Annotated in this window: 16 protein-coding genes; 6 read left to right on the top strand and 10 right to left on the bottom strand. The window is 65.9% G+C overall.

The window, feature by feature from the left end:
• Positions 1-28 precede the first annotated feature (28 nt).
• The 4 genes from mnmG to I603_RS09715 are packed head-to-tail and all read left to right on the top strand — an operon-like array spanning position 29 to position 4,306.
• Entirely contained in the window at positions 29-1,879 is a 1,851-nt protein-coding gene (mnmG, locus tag I603_RS09730) for a tRNA uridine-5-carboxymethylaminomethyl(34) synthesis enzyme MnmG (protein WP_068864517.1), read from the top strand.
• A complete protein-coding gene (gene rsmG, locus I603_RS09725) occupies positions 1,876-2,502 on the top strand; it encodes a 16S rRNA (guanine(527)-N(7))-methyltransferase RsmG (protein ID WP_068864515.1) in 627 nt (208 codons plus the stop codon). The genes mnmG and rsmG overlap by 4 nt, the downstream gene beginning before the upstream one ends.
• Before the next feature lie 59 nt (positions 2,503-2,561).
• A complete protein-coding gene (locus I603_RS09720) occupies positions 2,562-3,338 on the top strand; it encodes a ParA family protein (protein ID WP_068864514.1) in 777 nt (258 codons plus the stop codon).
• Positions 3,335-4,306 (top strand): ParB/RepB/Spo0J family partition protein, encoded by a 972-nt coding sequence (locus tag I603_RS09715; protein WP_068864511.1) that lies wholly within the window; start codon positions 3,335-3,337, stop codon positions 4,304-4,306. Before I603_RS09720 ends, I603_RS09715 begins: the two co-directional genes overlap by 4 nt.
• Before the next feature lie 100 nt (positions 4,307-4,406).
• Here I603_RS09715 and I603_RS09710 read toward each other — a convergent pair whose 3' ends face one another.
• Both I603_RS09710 and I603_RS09705 read right to left on the bottom strand, forming a co-directional pair.
• Positions 4,407-5,273 (bottom strand): hypothetical protein, encoded by an 867-nt coding sequence (locus tag I603_RS09710; RefSeq protein WP_068864509.1) that lies wholly within the window; start codon positions 5,271-5,273, stop codon positions 4,407-4,409.
• Positions 5,274-5,399: 126 nt separating this feature from the next.
• Positions 5,400-5,900, bottom strand: a complete 501-nt coding sequence (locus I603_RS09705) for a GAF domain-containing protein (protein WP_068864507.1) — start codon at positions 5,898-5,900, stop codon at positions 5,400-5,402.
• A 65-nt stretch (positions 5,901-5,965) separates the two neighbouring features.
• Between I603_RS09705 and I603_RS09700 the strand changes: the two genes are divergently transcribed.
• A complete protein-coding gene (locus I603_RS09700; protein WP_068864505.1) occupies positions 5,966-7,447 on the top strand; it encodes a PQQ-dependent sugar dehydrogenase in 1,482 nt (493 codons plus the stop codon).
• Here the strand turns inward: I603_RS09700 and I603_RS09695 are convergent.
• The gene (locus I603_RS09695) at positions 7,444-8,259 is read right to left on the bottom strand and encodes a DUF815 domain-containing protein (RefSeq protein ID WP_068864503.1); all 816 of its coding nucleotides are present in this window, start codon (positions 8,257-8,259) and stop codon (positions 7,444-7,446) included. The two genes, I603_RS09700 and I603_RS09695, sit on opposite strands and share 4 nt — an antisense overlap.
• Position 8,260: 1 nt before the next feature.
• Entirely contained in the window at positions 8,261-10,003 is a 1,743-nt protein-coding gene (locus I603_RS09690) for an acyl-CoA dehydrogenase (protein WP_068864501.1), read from the bottom strand.
• Between the two features lie 86 nt (positions 10,004-10,089).
• Here I603_RS09690 and I603_RS09685 point away from each other — a divergent pair, with 86 nt between their 5' ends.
• Positions 10,090-11,028 (top strand): L-threonylcarbamoyladenylate synthase, encoded by a 939-nt coding sequence (locus I603_RS09685; protein WP_068864500.1) that lies wholly within the window; start codon positions 10,090-10,092, stop codon positions 11,026-11,028.
• Here the strand turns inward: I603_RS09685 and I603_RS09680 are convergent.
• The 6 genes from I603_RS09680 to I603_RS09655 form a co-directional block, all read right to left on the bottom strand.
• Positions 11,025-11,357 carry a hypothetical protein gene (locus I603_RS09680; RefSeq protein ID WP_068864497.1) on the bottom strand — a complete coding sequence of 111 codons (333 nt, stop codon included), beginning with the start codon at positions 11,355-11,357 and terminating at the stop codon, positions 11,025-11,027. The genes I603_RS09685 and I603_RS09680 overlap by 4 nt on opposite strands.
• A gap of 40 nt (positions 11,358-11,397) precedes the next feature.
• Positions 11,398-12,171 (bottom strand): head GIN domain-containing protein, encoded by a 774-nt coding sequence (locus I603_RS09675; protein ID WP_084440026.1) that lies wholly within the window; start codon positions 12,169-12,171, stop codon positions 11,398-11,400.
• 119 nt (positions 12,172-12,290) lie between these two features.
• Positions 12,291-12,824 (bottom strand): CarD family transcriptional regulator, encoded by a 534-nt coding sequence (locus tag I603_RS09670; protein WP_068864495.1) that lies wholly within the window; start codon positions 12,822-12,824, stop codon positions 12,291-12,293.
• A 276-nt stretch (positions 12,825-13,100) separates the two neighbouring features.
• Positions 13,101-13,439, bottom strand: a complete 339-nt coding sequence (gene fdxA, locus I603_RS09665; RefSeq protein ID WP_068864493.1) for a ferredoxin FdxA — start codon at positions 13,437-13,439, stop codon at positions 13,101-13,103.
• Positions 13,440-13,449: 10 nt separating this feature from the next.
• Positions 13,450-13,818 carry a S4 domain-containing protein gene (locus I603_RS09660; RefSeq protein WP_232305345.1) on the bottom strand — a complete coding sequence of 123 codons (369 nt, stop codon included), beginning with the start codon at positions 13,816-13,818 and terminating at the stop codon, positions 13,450-13,452.
• On the bottom strand, positions 13,815-16,403 hold the full coding sequence (locus tag I603_RS09655; RefSeq protein ID WP_232305352.1) for a helicase-related protein: 2,589 nt from the start codon (positions 16,401-16,403) through the stop codon (positions 13,815-13,817). The genes I603_RS09660 and I603_RS09655 overlap by 4 nt, the downstream gene beginning before the upstream one ends.
• Positions 16,404-16,548: the final 145 nt, after the last annotated feature.

Here is a 16,548-nt window from a genome sequence, read left to right as displayed (position 1 = left end):
TCCCCTTGCGCACCTTATTTGCGCGGCCATGCACCACTACGATGTCCTTGTCATCGGCGGCGGTCACGCCGGGGTCGAAGCCGCCTGCGCGGCGGCGCGGATGGGTGTGCGTGCAGCGTTGGTGAGTTTTGACCTGGATGCCATCGGCGCGATGAGCTGCAATCCTGCCATTGGCGGGCTGGGCAAGGGCCACCTGGTGCGTGAAGTCGATGCGCTCGACGGCGTGATCGGGCGCGCAGCGGATGCGGGGGCGATCCATTACCGGATGCTCAACCGCTCCAAGGGCAGTGCCGTGTGGGGTCCGCGCGTGCAGGCCGACCGGGTGCGGTTCAAGGCGGCGGTGCAGCGAACGGTGCGTGCGCAGGCCAACCTGACGCTGGTTCAGGGCGAGGCTGCTGCGCTGGTGCTGAAGAGCGGGGTGGTTGCGGGGCTGGAGTTGGCCGATGGGACGGTGCTTGATGCGCCGCGGGTTATCCTGTGCACCGGGACCTTTCTTGGCGGGATCCTCTATCGCGGCGAGGAACGCTTCGAAGGCGGGCGCATCGGCGAGAACGCGGCCAAGCGCCTTGCGCAGCAGTTGCGCGCGGCCGATCTGCCCATGGCTCGGCTCAAGACGGGAACGCCTCCCCGCCTCGATGGACGCACGATTGACTGGGCGGCGTTGGAGGAACAGCCTTCTGATGGCGAGGAGTGGACGATGTCTCCACTCACGCCGCGCCGGGTTAATCCGCAGGTGTTCTGCGCGATCACCCGCACGATGCAGGCCGGGCATGACGCGATCCGCGCCAATCTCCACCGCTCGCCGCTGTTCTCCGGCGCGATTGCGGCAGCAGGGCCACGCTATTGCCCGTCGATCGAGGACAAGATCCACCGCTTTGGCGACCGTGAGGGGCATCAGGTATTTCTTGAGCCCGAGGGGCTCGACACCCATCTCGTCTATCCCAACGGCATCAGCACCTCGCTTCCCGTCGATGTGCAGGAGACCGTGGTGCGCACCATGCCCGGCTGCGAGAGGGTGGCAATCGTGCAGCCGGGCTACGCGGTTGAATATGACCACATCGATCCGCGCGCGCTGACGCCCGACCTCCAGTTGCGCGCGATTCCGGGGCTCTATTGCGCCGGACAGATCAACGGTACGACCGGATATGAAGAAGCCGCTGCGCAAGGTCTGGTGGCCGGGTTGGAGGCCGCGGCTGCGGTTCTCGGCAAGGCCGCTCCCCAGCTTGACCGCGCCAATTCCTATATCGCGGTGATGGTTGACGATCTCACCCTCCAAGGGGTGACCGAGCCCTACCGGATGCTTACCGCGCGCGCCGAATACCGGCTGCGGCTGCGCGCCAACAATGCTGCCACGCGCTTGACCGGCCTCGGGATCGAGGCGGGGTGCATCGGTCCGCAGCGCCGTGCATGGTGGGAGCGCCGCGAAGACGTGCGGGAAATGTTTCACGTGAAACATTCCACGAAGGTTCACGCGCGCGAACTGGCCGAACTCGGCCTGCCGGTCCGCCGGGATCATGGAGAGAAGGCGCTGTCCGAGTGGCTTCGCCATGACGGGGTGACTCCGGCTGCGCTCGCGCCCTGGCTTGAGGAAGTGACCACCCTTGACCCTCTTCTGGCCGAGGAAATGGCCGAGGATGCGGCCTATGCGCCCTATCTGGCGCGGCAGGACGCCGAACTGCGTGACCTTCGCGCGAGCGAGGCGCTGCCGCTGCCGGCCGATTTTCCGTATGCCGAGGTGCCCGGGCTGTCGAATGAAATGGTCGAGCGCCTGACCAGGGCGGCGCCCGGGACGCTGGCGGCCGCAGGACGCGTGCCCGGCGTTACGCCTGCGGCGCTCTCGGCGCTGCTGGTCCATGCCCGTCGCCGGATTGCGGCGTGATTATCACCGAGGACGACGCCCGCGCTTATGTGGCCGGGCTGACCGATGCCGAGGGTATGGCCCGCCTCGAGCAATTCGCTGCGCTGGTGCTCGCGGAAAACCAGCGCCAGAATCTTATCGCCAAGGCAACCGAACCGCATATCTGGCAGCGCCACATCGCGGATTCGGCCCAGCTTCTGGAAAATGTTTCACGTGAAACATTGGGACCGAATGCGCAGGGGCCGTGGCTTGATCTGGGCAGTGGGCCGGGCTTTCCCGGGCTGGTGATCGCGGCGCTTTGCCCCAATATGCCCGTGGTGCTGGTTGAATCCCGCGCGAGGCGCGTGGAATTCCTCGAATCCGCGATCGCCGCACTCGGCTTGCGCAAATGCCGGGTCGAGGGGCAAAGGCTCGAGCGCGTCGAACCGTTCCCTGCCCGCGCCATTTCGGCACGCGCCTTTGCTCCGCTGGCAAAGCTGCTCAGCTTGTCCGCACCCTTCTCCACAAGGCAAACCGCCTACGTCTTGCCCAAGGGACGTTCCGCGGCGCAGGAATTGGAGAGCTTGAAGCCTTCGATTCGGGCAATGTTTCACGTGAAACATTCCTTGACCGATCCCGACGCGGGAATCATTGTGAAGGCCTGACACGCGAAAGGCGCTTCGGATTCAACGGGAATCCCCCGCGCGGGAAGGACGGACGCATCATGCTGACCATCGCGATCGCCAACCAGAAGGGTGGAGTTGGCAAGACGACCACTGCAATCAACATTGCAACGGCGATGGCGGCGACGGGCTGGCGTACCCTGCTCATCGACCTCGATCCGCAAGGGAACGCCTCGACCGGCCTGGGCGTCCATTCCGCTGCGCGCGAGGTTTCGAGTTATGACCTGCTGGTTGACGAGGTTGCGCTGGAAGACGCGGTCGTTCCCACCAGCATCCCGCGGCTCGATATCGTCCCGGCGACAGTCGATCTCTCCGGCGCCGAGGTAGAACTGGTCTCGGTTGAAGAACGCACCGCACGCCTTCGTCATGCGCTGGAGAACCATACGGGCCATGATATCGCCTTCATCGATTGCCCGCCTTCGCTCGGATTGCTGACGCTCAACGCGCTGTGCGCTGCCGATACGTTGCTGGTGCCGCTGCAATGCGAGTTTTTCGCTCTCGAAGGGCTTTCGCAGCTGCTCCAGACGGTCGATCAGGTCCAGCAGCGCTTCAATCCGCGTCTCGGCATCATTGGCGTCGCGCTGACGATGTTTGACCGTCGCAACCGTCTGACCGACCAGGTTTCCGATGATGTGCGCGACTGCCTCGGCAAGCTGGTGTTCGACACGGTGATTCCCCGCAACGTCCGCCTGTCCGAGGCGCCGAGCCATGGGCTCCCCGCGCTGGTCTATGACCAGCACTGCACGGGCAGCCGCGCCTATATGGCCCTGGCGCGCGAGCTGATCGGACGATTCCCTGCAGAAAGGCAGGCCGCATGACCGAAAATACCACCCAACCATCTGATATTTCGTCCACTTCACGCACTTCGGCGGATAAACCACGGCGCCTTGGCAAGGGGCTTGGGGCGCTACTGGGCGAGACCCGTCGTGAAGAGCCGCTGGTGCGCCGCGAGGAACCAATCGATGGCCCGCCTTCGTCTGCCGGATCGATGCTGCGAATGCTCGCGCTCGCCAATATCAAGCCGCTTCCGGGCAACCCGCGCAAGCATTTCGACGAGGATGCGCTGAACGAGCTTGCCGCCTCGATCGCGGCGCGCGGGGTGATCCAGCCGATCATCGTGCGCCCCCATCCCGACGGCAGCGGCTTCCAGCTGGTCGCGGGCGAGCGGCGCTGGCGGGCGGCGCAGAAGGCCCGCCTGCACGAAATTCCGGCGCTGGTACGCGACCTGTCCGAGCGCGAGGTGATGGCGCTGGCCCTGATCGAGAACCTCCAGCGAGAGGATCTCAATCCGGTCGAGGAAGCGCGCGCCTATCACCGCCTGTCAGAACAGGAAGGGATGATCCAGGTCGACATCGCCAAGATGGTCGAGAAATCGCGCAGCCACGTCGCCAACATGATGCGGATGATGACCTTGCCGGATCGGGTGCTCGATCTGGTGGAACAGGGCGCGCTGTCGGTCGGTCATGCCCGTGCACTGGTGGGGCGGACCGATGCTGCCGAGCTGGCTGAGATCGCGGTCAAGGAGGGGCTCTCGGTACGCGATATCGAAGTGCTCAGCCGCAAGCTTGCCAAGGGCAAGAGCGCGGGCAAGGCGCCAGGGTCCCGCACCGAATCTGCCGAGAATGCGGATATTCTTGCCGTTCAACAACACCTCGAGGAATTTCTGGGACTTGGCGTTAAGATCAAGCCCGAGGCCGACCCCCGAAAGGGCACGATCACGATCCGCTATACGACGCTGGATCAGCTGGATCTGGTCTGCCAGCGCCTCACGGGCGGGGAGTTCTGACCTGCTCAACTGGCTGGACTGAATAGCAAAAAGCCCCGGAAGTCCGCGCTGTGCCGACTTCCGGGGCTTCGTGTATCTTCCATGCGCTCAAGGGAGCGTATTAGCGCTCCAGCTTGATCATCTTCGGCGAGGGCGCCGGGATCATCCTTGCGGCGCCGGGAACGGTGTAGCTTTCCTCGCGCACCGTCTCGCGCACCACCACTTGCTGCTGCATCTCGCTGCGCACCGGCACCATGACCATTTGCGGCGGCGGAGCATAGGAATAGCCGTAGCTTGCCGGATAGCCATATCCATAGGTGTAAGCCGGGGCTGAAGGATAGGGCGCATAAGGGATGGTGCGACTGGCGATGCGTGTCGTCGGCGCGCCATACTGGGTCAGATAACTGTCGAGTGCGGCCTCGCAATCATACAGGTTCTTCTTCTTGTCGCCGTTGAACAGGCTGCCGATCAGCCCGCCGAGAAGACTCCCGCCGCCTATGCCAAGCGCCGTGCCGAGCACGCGGTCACCCGCGCCGGCGATCTCGTAGCCGGCAAAGCCACCCGCGATCGCGCCGAGCAAGCCGCCGATGATCGTGCCGGTGTCGTTCTTGCTGCGTCCGGCAGTCCGGCGGCGGCATTCCTCGATCCACTGGTCGCGTTCGAACACCACGGGCGCCGGCGCATAGGCCATCGCCGGCGCGTAGCCGTAGGTTTGGCGCACAGCTCCCTGAGCCGGCTCGGCGGGCAGTTCGATCCGGCGGGTCCGGGTGATGGTCTCCACACCGTCGACATTGGTGACCGTCTCGGTCGTCTGCACGACCTGCCCTGCAGCGGCCGGAGCGGTACGGTACTCCGGTGGCAGGGTGCGAACCTCGGCTTCGCTGAGCGGGGCCAGCGGCGGGAGGTCGCTGTAATCCTGCGCCTGCGCCAGCGCCGGAAGGGCAAGAGCAAATGCGGCGAGAGGAAGAGTGGGCAGACGCTTGGGCATGGTGATTCCCCCTGAGGCAGCCAGGTCGGGCTGATGGTTACCAAGGGCTTATCATCGACTCGCCCGGGCTCCCAAGCAGTGCTGCGGAGGCTGTCCCGTTTCGGGAAGCTTGCGCGCCCGAATCTGTCAGATCCGCGTCGAAAGCAGCTCTGCCAGGGCGGTAATGCCCTCCGCATCGTCCGGCGTGAAGCGGGCGGGCGAGGGGCTGTCGAGGTCGATGACCGCAATCACCTCGCCATTGCGCAATACCGGCACCACCAGTTCCGACCGGCTGGCCGCGTCGCAGGCGATATGCCCGGGGAAGGCATGGACATCTTCCACAAGTTGCGCCGCGCGACTTTCCGCTGCGGTGCCGCACACGCCCTTGCCAAAGGGAATGCGGATGCAGGCCGGACGGCCGACGAACGGCCCAAGCACCAGTTCGCGCCCCGCACCGTTCTTGTCCGGCGCGACGCGGTAGAACCCGGCCCAGTTGAGATCGGGCAGCAATTCCCACAAGAGCGCGGCGACGTTGGCCATGTTGGCAATCGCGTCCGGCTCGCCCGAAGTGAGGGCATCGGCCGCGCCAAGAAGCTGGCGGTGGATTTCGCCTGCATCGGACGCCGGATCGGGTTTGAAATCGTACATGGCGCTTTCGGCCTTCCCTTGCTTGGCAGTTGCCGCCGGGCTTGGGCGGCTCTATCTCCCCCCACATGGCAATCTTCCGCAAAATCGCAATCGCTCTCGGCATCATCCTTGTGATTGGTGCTGCCGGCCTGTTCTGGCTTTCACGCGGCGACACCGCCGATCTTTCGGTCGAGGAAGTCGCTGGCACCGATCCGGTGCTCCAGGAAGGAGATCCGCAGAGCTTCCCCACTGTCCAGATCGCCGAGCCGGTGGGCTGGGCGGAAGGCGAAGCGCCGCTACCGGCCCAGAGCCTTGAAGTCGGGCGATTTGCCGAAGGGCTTGATCATCCGCGCGTCCTCTATGCCCTGCCCAATGGCGATGTGCTGGTGACGCTGACCCGCGCGCCCAAAAGTGCGGGCGAGGGTGGCGGATTGATGGACACGATCCGCGGCTGGATTGCGGCCGCCCTGTTCGAGAAAGCCGGATCGGCAGGCGAATCCGCGAACCAGGTCGTGTTGCTGCGCGACGAGGACGGCAACGGCAGTGCGGAAAAGCAGATCGTGATTCTCGAGGAGGGGCTCGAATCGCCCTCCGGCATGAGCTGGCAGGATGACACGCTTTATGTTGCCAACCACAATGCCGTGCTGGCCTTTCCCTACACCCTCGGCAGCGACAAGGTCACGGGCAGCCCGCGCAAGCTGATGGACCTGCCGGGCGGCGGCGGCCACTGGATGCGCAACATGGAGCTTTCCCCGGACGGTAAGAGCCTGTTCGTCGCTGTCGGATCGGTCAGCAATATCGGCGAATCCGGGATGGAGGTCGAAGAGGGCCGGGCAATGATCTGGGAGTATAACCTCGAAACCGATCGTCAGCGCCAGTTCGCCGTCGGCCTGCGCAATCCCAACGGCATGGACTTCAGCCCCTGGACCGGCGAGCTGTGGACCACGGTGAACGAACGCGACATGCTCGGCTCCGACCTCGTGCCGGACTACCTGACCAACGTTCCCGTCGGCGCGCAATACGGCTGGCCCTGGGTCTACTACAAGACCAACATCGATCGCCGGGTCGAGGCACCCATGCCGCGCTTCCTCATGGAATATGTCCGCAACCCCGAATTTGCGCTTGGCCCGCATGTGGCGGCGCTGGGGCTGGTGTTCAGCAAGGAAGGCAACGTCATGGGCAAGGATTTCGCCAGCGGAGCCTTCATTGCCCGCCATGGTTCGTGGAACCGCAAGCCGCCCTCGGGATATGACGTGGTTTTCGTCGAGTTCGATGCGCGCGGCAATCCGGTGGGCAAACCGAAACCGGTGCTGACCGGATTCCTGCAGGACAACGGTACCACCCGCGGGCGTCCGACCTGGGTCGAATGGGCTGACGACGGTGCGCTGCTGGTGTCTGACGATACGGCCGGGATTATCTGGCGGGTGCGCTCGCCATCGGCCTCGCCTGCGCCGGGCATTGCGCGCCTGACCAGCGAACGGCTTCCCCCGCAACGCGAGCTGCGCGATCCGCGCGCGGTGTTTGAGGAAGATTACCTGCGCCAGCAAGCGGGGCAGAAGGCGAACTAGAGCGCCAGTCCCGCGCGTCCCGCAAGCTCCGTCGCGAATTGCAGCGCGGTGCGGCCAGACCTGTTGCCACGCTGGATTGCGAAGGCCAGCGCCTCTTCGGAATCAAAGGCAAGGCCGAGCGGCGCGGTGTAGCTCTCGAGAATCGCGAGATAGGTGTCCCTGTCCGCCGGGTGAAAGCCCAGCGTCAGCCCGAAGCGGTCGGCCAGCGCCAATGCATCGTCACGCTCGTCGCGTTCGTGGATCGCGGCAGAGGTATCCTCGCGCTCAACGATGGAGCGGCGGTTGGCGGTCACGGCAATGCGGATATGCGCCGGGCGCGGATCAATGCCCCCGTCGAGCAGGCTGCGCAAGGCGAGCATCTCCGCGCGGCCGTCCTCCCCGAAGCCCAGATCGTCGATGAACAGCAGGAAGGCGCGGCGCTGGCTCGCCAGTTCGGCGATCAGCGCGGGGAAGGAAGGCAGGGTGCCGGGGGCGAGCTGGACGAGCGCGAGAGCGTTCGTTTCGGCCTGGATGTCCGCCACGCAGGCGCGCACCAGCGCCGATTTGCCCATGCCGCGCGCCCCCCAAAGCAGCGCGTCATGCGCAGCGGCACCCGAAGCAAGGCGCGCGCACAAGTTGCGCAGCGCGACTTTCTGGGCGTCGATTCCGTGCAGGCCCGACAGGGGCAGCGCATCAAGTACCGGCACGGCGCGGGCGCGATCGCTTTCCCAGACATAGGCTGGATGGGCCAGCCAGTCGGTCGGCGGCGGGGGCGGCGGCGCGAGCCGCTCGAGAGCGGCGGCGATCCGTGCCAGTTCGCCCTCCTTGTCCATCTCAGCCGACCAGCGCCTCGGCGGGGAGAGTGTAAAGCAGATCGGCCCCGGCAACCGCACCTGCCTTCAGGCCGGCCGCTTCAGGCACGATCCGGTCGAGGAAGAAACGCACCGTCACCGGCTTGGTGCCTGCGAGTTCCGGCGCTGCGCCTGCCGCGACCGCCTCGGCCTGCTTCATCAGTTGCCAGCCGGCGACAGTGACCGCGGCCATGGTGCAGAACGGCACGCTGCCTGCGAGGCGATCGTCGAGGCTCGCATCGTCACGCATCCAGCAGGCGACGTTGGCGCAGTCGCGCGCGAGCGCGGAGAGCGCGAATTCCTCCGCAGTGTCCCGCGCAATGGTTTCGAACAGCGTCACCATCGCCTCGCCGCCCTCGAGCCCGAGCTTGCGGGTGACGAGGTCGGCGGCCTGAATCCCGTTGGTGCCTTCGTAGATCGGGGCGATGCGCGAATCGCGCCAATGCTGCGCTGCGCCGGTTTCCTCGACAAAGCCCATGCCGCCGTGGATCTGGATGCCGAGGCCGGCAACTTCCACGCCGATATCGGTGCCCCACGCCTTGATCAGCGGGACGATGATCTCGCCGCGCGCGCGGGCAGCTTCGTCGCCCAGATTGCCGCGATCGACCTGGCCGGCGCAGTAATAGAGCAACGCGCGGCTGCCTTCGGTCAACGCCTTCATCCGCAGGATCATGCGGCGCACGTCGGGGTGCTCGATGATCGCCACAGGAGTCTTGTCGGGCGAACCCGCGCGGGCCGACTGGACCCGGTCGCGGGCATAGGCGAGCGCCTGCTGGGTGGCCCGCTCGCCGATCTGCACGCCCTGGTTGCCGACATTGATGCGCGCATTATTCATCATCGTGAACATCGCTGCGAGGCCCTTGTTCGGCTGGCCGACCAGTTCGCCGATGCATTCGCCATTATCGCCGTAGGACATGACGCAGGTGGGCGAGGCATTGATGCCGAGCTTGTGTTCGAGGCTGACGCACCTGAGGTCGTTCTTCGGGCCGAGCGAGCCGTCGTCATTCACGTGATACTTGGGCACCACGAACAGCGAGATTCCCCGCGATCCTTCGGGCGCGCCCGGCAGGCGGGCGAGAACGAGGTGGATGATGTTCTCCGCGAGATCGTGTTCACCCCAGGTGATGTATATTTTCTGTCCGGCAATCAGATACTTGCCTGCATTCGGCCCCTCGGTGATCGGCTCGGCCGTCGAACGCAGCGCGCCGACATCGCTTCCGGCGGCAGGCTCCGTCAGGTTCATCGTTCCCGACCACTTCCCGCTTACGAGGTTGGGGAGATATTTCGCCTGCTGGTCCTTCGACCCGTGATGTTCCAGTGCCTCGATCGCCCCGACGCTCAGCATCGGTAACAGCGTGAAGGCCATGTTGGCCGCGCCAAGGTTTTCGAGCACGTTGCAGGCCAGCGTGAAGGGCAGGCCCTGTCCGCCATGCGCCACCGGAGAGGCAATCGCGTTCCAGCCCTGCTCGACATAGGCCTTGTAAGCAGCCTCGAACCCTTCGGGCAGGCGCACGACGCCGTTCTCGAGTTTCGCGCCCTCCAGATCGCCCTTGCGGTTGAGCGGCGCGAATTCGCCGGCCGCAAACTGGCCCACACCTTCTACGATCGCTTCGACCAGATCGGGCTCGGCATGGGCGAAGCGTTCGCTTTGCGCCAGTTCGTCGATCCCGGCATTGACGCGGATGGCGAGCAGCTGGTCGGCGGTAGGCGGGGTAAAGGGGGTCACTTGCGGGGCGTCCTTCGGGTGGTCGGAAACGGGGTGAGAGACGGCCGCACTTGGCAGGCCGTGCGCCAGTCTATAGCGCGAGGACCATGAGCGGCAAGAACGTTACGGAAGTGGTGCTGGCAGGGCCTGAGGGGATCGCCAAGGCGGCGCGCATCCTCGAATCGGGCGGGCTGGTCGCGGTGCCGACCGAGACGGTCTATGGCCTCGCCGCAAGGGCCGATTCGCCTGAGGTGGTGGCGCGGATCTACGCCGCCAAGGGCCGCCCCGATTTCAATCCGCTGATCGTCCATGTGCGCGATGTGGAGCAGGCGGCGCGCTATGCCGCGTTTTCGCCCGCCGCGCTGGCCCTGGCGCAAGCGCACTGGCCCGGCCCGCTGACGCTCGTGCTGCCGCGCCGGGCGGAGGCCGGGCTGGCCGAAGCCGTGACGGCAGGACTGCCGACGGTGGCCCTGCGCGCGCCAGCCCATCCGGCGATGCGCGCGCTGCTGGAAGCCGTGGACTTCCCGCTCGCCGCGCCCTCGGCCAACCGTAGCGGCTTTATCAGCCCGACCACAGCGAAGCACGTGCTCGCCTCGCTCGACGGCCGGATTGATCTCGTGCTCGACGGCGGGCCGACCACGGCAGGCGTGGAATCGACGATTGTCGCGGTGCGCTATGATGGGAGCGTGGAGGAACTGCGCCCCGGGCCGCTCTCAATCGGAGTGCACGGCGAAGGAAAGGGCATCGCGGCGCGCATCGAGGCTCCGGGCCAGCTTGCCAGCCACTATGCGCCGGGCAAGCCGGTGCGGCTGGAGGCGAGTGAGGCTGCGCCGGACGAATTCCTTATCGGGTTCGGCGCGGTGAAAGGTGACGTCACGCTGTCGGCCAGCGCCGACGTCAGCGAAGCGGCAGCCCGGCTTTATGCCTGTCTGCACGAGGCAGCGCGCGCCCCGCAGCCGCGCATTGCGGTGGCCCCGGTGCCGGACGATGGCGTGGGCCGCGCCATCAATGACCGGCTGCGGCGCGCGGCGGCACCGGCGGCTTAGTAAGCGTCCGGCTTTATTCGTAACTCGGGCAGGAGGGACTCGATCTCCGCTGCGATTGAGCGGGTCTTCTCGCAGGCCCGATCATTGCCATCGGCGCAGCGCTCGGCCTGCTTTTCGAGCTCCCGGTTGAGCGCGCCCAGCCGTTCCTCGCGCTTGCGGATTTCGCGCCCGCGCTTTTCGTCGGCTTCGGACTGGCTGGTGGTCGCCGCATCGACCCCGGCGCTGACCGCCTTGACCGGCAGGGTGACGACATCCACCGCCGCACGGGCAAGGCAGCCCTGCAGGGCGAGCGAGGCGAGGCCGAGGGCCAGAAGGGCAGGAGCGCGCATGATGCGAAGGTGTCGCGCGCTCCTTGCCGAAAATCAAATATTATTCTGCGGGTTCTTCCGCTGTCAGAGCCGGTGCGGGGCTGTCTGCCGCCGGATTGCAGGTCAGTGTGCCGGACCCGAAGGCATTGACGGTGCACTTGGCATTGCCGGTCACCTTCACATCACCCGCGCCGGCGATACTGGCTTCAACCGTTCCATCCGATGCAAACGCGACATCACCCGATCCGCCGATCGCGACCTCCGCCCTGTCGGCCTTGAGCGCGGCCAGATCGACATCGCCCGATCCGCCGATATTGATCTCGAGCCGTTCGGCTGTGCCGGCGCCCTTGATCTTGCCGCTGCCGCCGATGTTGACCTCGAAGGTCTTAGCCGCGACGCTGGCGAAATCGACCGAACCCGATCCGCCGATATTGATCGAGGAGGTGCTGGCCAGCGACTGCGCCTTCACGCTGCCGCTGCCGGCGATCACCAGTTCTTCCGGCGGGGGCATGGTGATGCGGATCGTGGCCTTGCCTTCGCCGTTCCAGCCGTCCTTGCGGGTGATGCCGATCAGCTTGTCGTCGCGAACGAAGCGCAAGCTATCGGTGCCTTCGCCCTCGACCGTCAGATCGAAGGTCTGTCCTTCGGTCAGGATCACCTCGTCGCCCGAGGACAACACCAGCTCGGTGGGCGCGGGGCCGCTCATGTCCAGTTCGGCGAGCGGGACACCTTTCTGTCCGTTGATCTCGATGTCTGCGCCATCGCAGCCCGACAGCGCTGTGCCGAGCGCGAGCACGGCGAGCGGGGCCATGTGTTTGAACAGGCGGTGCATCATGCTTTTCTCTCCTTGGCGTATTGCCGATATAATACACTAATCCGGGAGGTGCAAGCCGGACAAATGAAAAGGGCCGCCCCGAAGGACGGCCCCTTTGTTTTGCGCGCTGCGGCTAAGCCTCAGGCTTCTTCGGCGCTGTCGTAATATTGCGGTGCGTGTTCGCGCAGCACGTCGAGGATCTTGCCGAGCGCGGTGGGCTCGTCCGTTTCCTCCATCGCCGCGAGTTCGCGGGCGAGGCGACTGGAAGCCGCTTCGAAGATCTGGCGTTCCGAATAGGACTGCTCCGGCTGGTCTTCCGGGCGGAACAGATCGCGAGTCACTTCGGCGATCGACACGAGGTCGCCCGAATTGATCTTCGCTTCATATTCCTGCGCGCGGCGCGACCACATCGTGCGCTTCACTTTGGGCTTGCCCTTAAGGGTTTCCATCGCCTGCTTGAGGGTCTTGTCGGAAGACAGCTTGCGCATCCCGATCGATTCGACCTTGTTGACCGGCACCCGCAGGGTCATGCGCTCCTTTTCGAAACGCAGGACATAAAGTTCGAGCTGCATTCCGGCGATTTCCTCGCTCTGCAGTTCGATAACCCGCCCCACGCCGTGCTTGGGGTAGACAACATAATCGCCGACGGTGAATGCGTTCGCGGTGCTTGCCATGCAAGTTCCTTTCTGTGGGCCGTTCCGGCAACGGGAGAGAGGGGCCATGATCCCGGCGGCGCGACCCGCCCTCGAAAGAGGGAAAGCGCCGGGAGCGGACTGACCTGCGGGGGTTGCTGGTGTGTAGCCTTCCTGGTTTCAACGCCTGCGCGAGCCCCAGCCATCTGCCTTGGCCCGCGCGGTTCATAGATTATATAGCACACCCGCAACAAAATTGCGAGTCAGGGATTGCGAAGGTTCACAAGCCTTTGCAGATTGGCAACCTCGCTTGGCGTGTCAGTCGCCCTCGCCCGGCTCGGGGCTGAAATACTTCTCGAACTTGTTGGTCTCGCCCTTGTGCTCGTCGGCATCGTCGGGCGGGGACTTCTGGCTCGTGATGTTGGGCCACTGGGCCGAATACTTGGTGTTCAGCTCGAGCCACTTTTCCAGCCCGTCCTCGGTATCGGGCAGAATCGCCTCGGCGGGACATTCCGGCTCGCACACGCCGCAATCGATGCATTCGCTGGGGTTGATCACCAGCATGTTCTCGCCTTCGTAGAAGCAGTCGACCGGGCACACTTCCACGCAATCGGTGTACTTGCACTTGATACAATCTTCGGTGACGACGTAGGTCATTGCGGCTCTTTCACACGAGGTCTTCGGGAACGTCGGGCGGCTGGCTGGCAGCCATGAGAGGCGACGCTGCTAGGGACTTTTGCCCTTTAGGGTCAAGATTGCCAGCGTCAACCTCACGATAATGCGAAAGCGCAAGCGCGGGCGAAAGACGGCGGCCGGGCAGCGCCAGCAACTCGATGACCCGCACGCGCTCTCCCTGGGCCAGCGTCAGGACATCGCCGATACGGACCTGTTCGGACCCGCGCAGCACGTGCTTGCGGTTGCGCCGCAGGGCATGGGCATCGATCAGCGCCTGCGCGGCGGAACGGGTACGGGCGAAGCGCAGATAGACCAGTAGCCGGTCGATCCGGATCGAACCTGCACCCTCGCTTTCGCTCATCGCTTGAGCAGGTCCGCCAGCTTGTCGAATGCACCGCCGGCGCGGGCCGGGCCGGTATCGGGCTTGGGGGCGGGGCGTGGCCCTGCCCGGCGGCTATCGGACCGGCCCTTGTGTCCGGCCCGGTCGCGGCCTTCGCCCTTGCCGGCGTGCTTGGCCGGCCGATCATGCCGCTCCCGCCTCGCCTCGTCGGGCCGGCGCGGGCGCCAGTGCCAGCGGTCGGGCGCGGGCGCACCATGGGCGCCTTCGGGCAGAGCGCGGGCGCGATCGCAGCGGAACCCCGCGCTGCCCAGCAGACGGCGGGCATTGTCCTCCTGCAATCCGATCGAGACTGCCAGCGCCAGATCCAGCGCGAAGCGGATGTTGCGGTCCTTCGGGCGAGCGGCCGCCACCTTTCCGCGAGCTTCAAAGGCGGCGCGCAGGATCTTTTCGGCCAGATCGACCCGGATGGCTTGCGTCCCGGCCAACCGGTAACCGGCCGGCAGGCGGCCCTTCGGCCAGCTGCCCTCGGCCAGCACCGGCAGCATCGCCTCCTGAAGGCTGCGCGGATCAAGCCCGAGCGCGTGCAGCAACCGGCGCGGCGCGGGCTTCAAAATCGGTGCAGCGAAGATGTCGAGTGTACCGAAAGTGACGCCCAGCTTGCGCAGGTAAGGCCGCATCTCCTTGGGCAGGTGTTCGAGCCGCGCTTCCTCGCGTCCCACCACGCCGCGCGCCTCGATCAGCGCGATGACGACCGCGCGTGCCTCCGGCCCGGCCTCGGGATCGCGGGCAGCCTCGGCCAGCTTGCGCAAGGGTTCGAGCGGTTCGAGCTGCTGTTCCAGCCACGCCGCAAGCTTGGCCTCGAGCTTCGTCCGCGCACCTTCGGGCAACAGCGCGAGGTCGCGGGAAAGGGTCAGCCTCGGCGTCCCGAAATTGCCCGCGCCCGGTTGGCCCGGAAAGGCAATGTCCGCCAGGGTGCGGTTCTGCCAGCGGATCGCGCCGCCGGAAATCTCCAGCTCTGCAAAGCCCCGCGACAGCAGCCAGTCGGCCCGTTCGGCCAGCAGCGCGGGCAGCGCTTTCTCGCCTGCCGCCAGCAGCATCCGGCGATCGGCCACGCCTGCGTCAGGATCAACATGGAAACGGAAGCCTTCGAGCCGCCCGATGCTTTCGCCCTCGACCGTCAGATGGCCGTCAGGTTCGAGCGTGACGGGCAGCGCGCCCGCGTCCTGGCCCAGCGATTTCATCAAGAGTGTCGTCCTCCGGTTGACGAAGCGCTCGGTCAGTCGCGCATGCAACGCATCCGAGAGCTTCGCCTCGACCGCGCGTGCGCGTGCGGCCATTTCGTCCCGCGCCAGCACCCAGTCAGGCCGCTGGCAAATGTAAGCCCAGCTGCGAATCGCAGCGATGCGCCCCTGCAGCGTGTCGATGTCGCCCTGCATCCGGTCAAGCTCGGCAATGCGCGCAGCGACGAAATCGGCGCCGAGATAGCCTTGTGCCAGGTCTTCCCACAAGCGTGCGACGAAGCGGGCATGGGGCTCGACTCCGAGATTGCGGAAATCGGGGAGCGAGCAGGCTTCCCAGAAACGCCGCACCGCGCCCGCGCCCTTGACGGAGTCGGCAATACGCTCTCCGGCGAGCCGCTTGAGCACGGCGAGATCGATCGCTTCGGGTGCGGCGCGCAGTACAGGTTCCCCCGGCCGCGTTTCGAGATCGGCAATCAGTGTGTCGAGATTGTCGAAGCGCGGTTCGGCCTCGCGCCAGAACAGGTGGGTAAGCGGCGCGAACCTGTGTTCCTCGATCGCGTAAACTTCCTCGTCGGTGAAGGCGAGCGGTTCCCCGTCGCCCTTTCCGGTGCCCGACAGCGTGCCGAAGGTGCCGTCGCGCTGGTGTCGTCCCGCACGCCCGGCAATCTGCGCCATTTCCGACGGGGTGAGCCGCCGCTTGCGCCGCCCGTCATATTTGGAAAGCGCTGCAAAGGCGACATGATCCAGATCGAGGTTCAGCCCCATCCCGATAGCATCGGTGGCGACGATGTAATCGACCTCGCCCGACTGGAACAATTCCACCTGCTTGTTGCGGGTCTCAGGCGATAGCGCGCCCATCACCACCGCCGCCCCGCCCCGGAAACGCCGCAGCGCCTCGGCCATGGCGTAGACTTGTTCCACCGAGAAGGCGACGATCGCGGAACGCTTGGGCAGGCGCGACAATTTGCACACCCCTGCATGGCGGAGAGTCGAAAAACGCGGGCGGCCGGTGATCTCTGCCTTGGGGATCAGCGCCTTGACCATCGGTTCCAGCGTCGCCGAGCCGAGGATCATGGTTTCTTCCCGCCCGCGCGCATGCAGCAGCCGGTCGGTAAAGATATGGCCGCGTTCGGGGTCCGCGCCGAGCTGCGCCTCGTCCAGCGCGACGAAGGCGTGTTCGCCCATGCTCCGCGGCATGGCTTCGGCGGTGCAGAGGAAATAGCGCGCTTGCGGCGGCTCGATCCGCTCCTCGCCGGTGATCAGGGCGACCTGATTGTCCCCCTTGATAGCGCGTACACGGTCATACACCTCGCGCGCCAGCAATCGCAGCGGAAAGCCCATCAGCCCCGACGAATGGCCGCACATCCGCTCGATCGCCAGATGGGTCTTGCCGGTATTGGTCGGGCCGAGCACCGCACGGACCCGCTCGTCGCGCGAAGTGCCTGCGCGCTGGGGAACGGGTCTGGCAGGATGAGGGGAGGTCACGGCGCCGACCGTTCTGTCAGGCTTG

The sequence above is a fragment of the Erythrobacter dokdonensis DSW-74 genome, assembly GCF_001677335.1.
GTDB classification, from domain to species: Bacteria; Pseudomonadota; Alphaproteobacteria; order Sphingomonadales; family Sphingomonadaceae; genus Erythrobacter; species Erythrobacter dokdonensis.
Note: the sequence above shows the minus strand (reverse complement) of the source record. Positions and strands in the feature narration are given on the sequence as shown.

Bases quoted from the DNA above. Each gene is read 5' to 3' on its own strand.
- mnmG (WP_068864517.1), top strand. From the start codon at position 29: ATGCACCACTACGATGTCCTTGTCATCGGCGGCGGTCACGCCGGGGTC.
- I603_RS09720 (WP_068864514.1), top strand. From the start codon at position 2,562: ATGCTGACCATCGCGATCGCCAACCAGAAGGGTGGAGTTGGCAAGACG.
- I603_RS09715 (WP_068864511.1), top strand. From the start codon at position 3,335: ATGACCGAAAATACCACCCAACCATCTGATATTTCGTCCACTTCACGC.
- I603_RS09710 (WP_068864509.1), bottom strand. From the start codon at position 5,273: ATGCCCAAGCGTCTGCCCACTCTTCCTCTCGCCGCATTTGCTCTTGCC.
- I603_RS09705 (WP_068864507.1), bottom strand. From the start codon at position 5,900: ATGTACGATTTCAAACCCGATCCGGCGTCCGATGCAGGCGAAATCCAC.
- I603_RS09700 (WP_068864505.1), top strand. From the start codon at position 5,966: ATGGCAATCTTCCGCAAAATCGCAATCGCTCTCGGCATCATCCTTGTG.
- I603_RS09695 (WP_068864503.1), bottom strand. From the start codon at position 8,259: ATGGACAAGGAGGGCGAACTGGCACGGATCGCCGCCGCTCTCGAGCGG.
- I603_RS09685 (WP_068864500.1), top strand. From the start codon at position 10,090: ATGAGCGGCAAGAACGTTACGGAAGTGGTGCTGGCAGGGCCTGAGGGG.
- I603_RS09680 (WP_068864497.1), bottom strand. From the start codon at position 11,357: ATGCGCGCTCCTGCCCTTCTGGCCCTCGGCCTCGCCTCGCTCGCCCTG.
- I603_RS09675 (WP_084440026.1), bottom strand. From the start codon at position 12,171: ATGATGCACCGCCTGTTCAAACACATGGCCCCGCTCGCCGTGCTCGCG.
- I603_RS09670 (WP_068864495.1), bottom strand. From the start codon at position 12,824: ATGGCAAGCACCGCGAACGCATTCACCGTCGGCGATTATGTTGTCTAC.
- fdxA (WP_068864493.1), bottom strand. From the start codon at position 13,439: ATGACCTACGTCGTCACCGAAGATTGTATCAAGTGCAAGTACACCGAT.
- I603_RS09660 (WP_232305345.1), bottom strand. From the start codon at position 13,818: ATGAGCGAAAGCGAGGGTGCAGGTTCGATCCGGATCGACCGGCTACTG.
- I603_RS09655 (WP_232305352.1), bottom strand. From the start codon at position 16,403: ATGTGCGGCCATTCGTCGGGGCTGATGGGCTTTCCGCTGCGATTGCTG.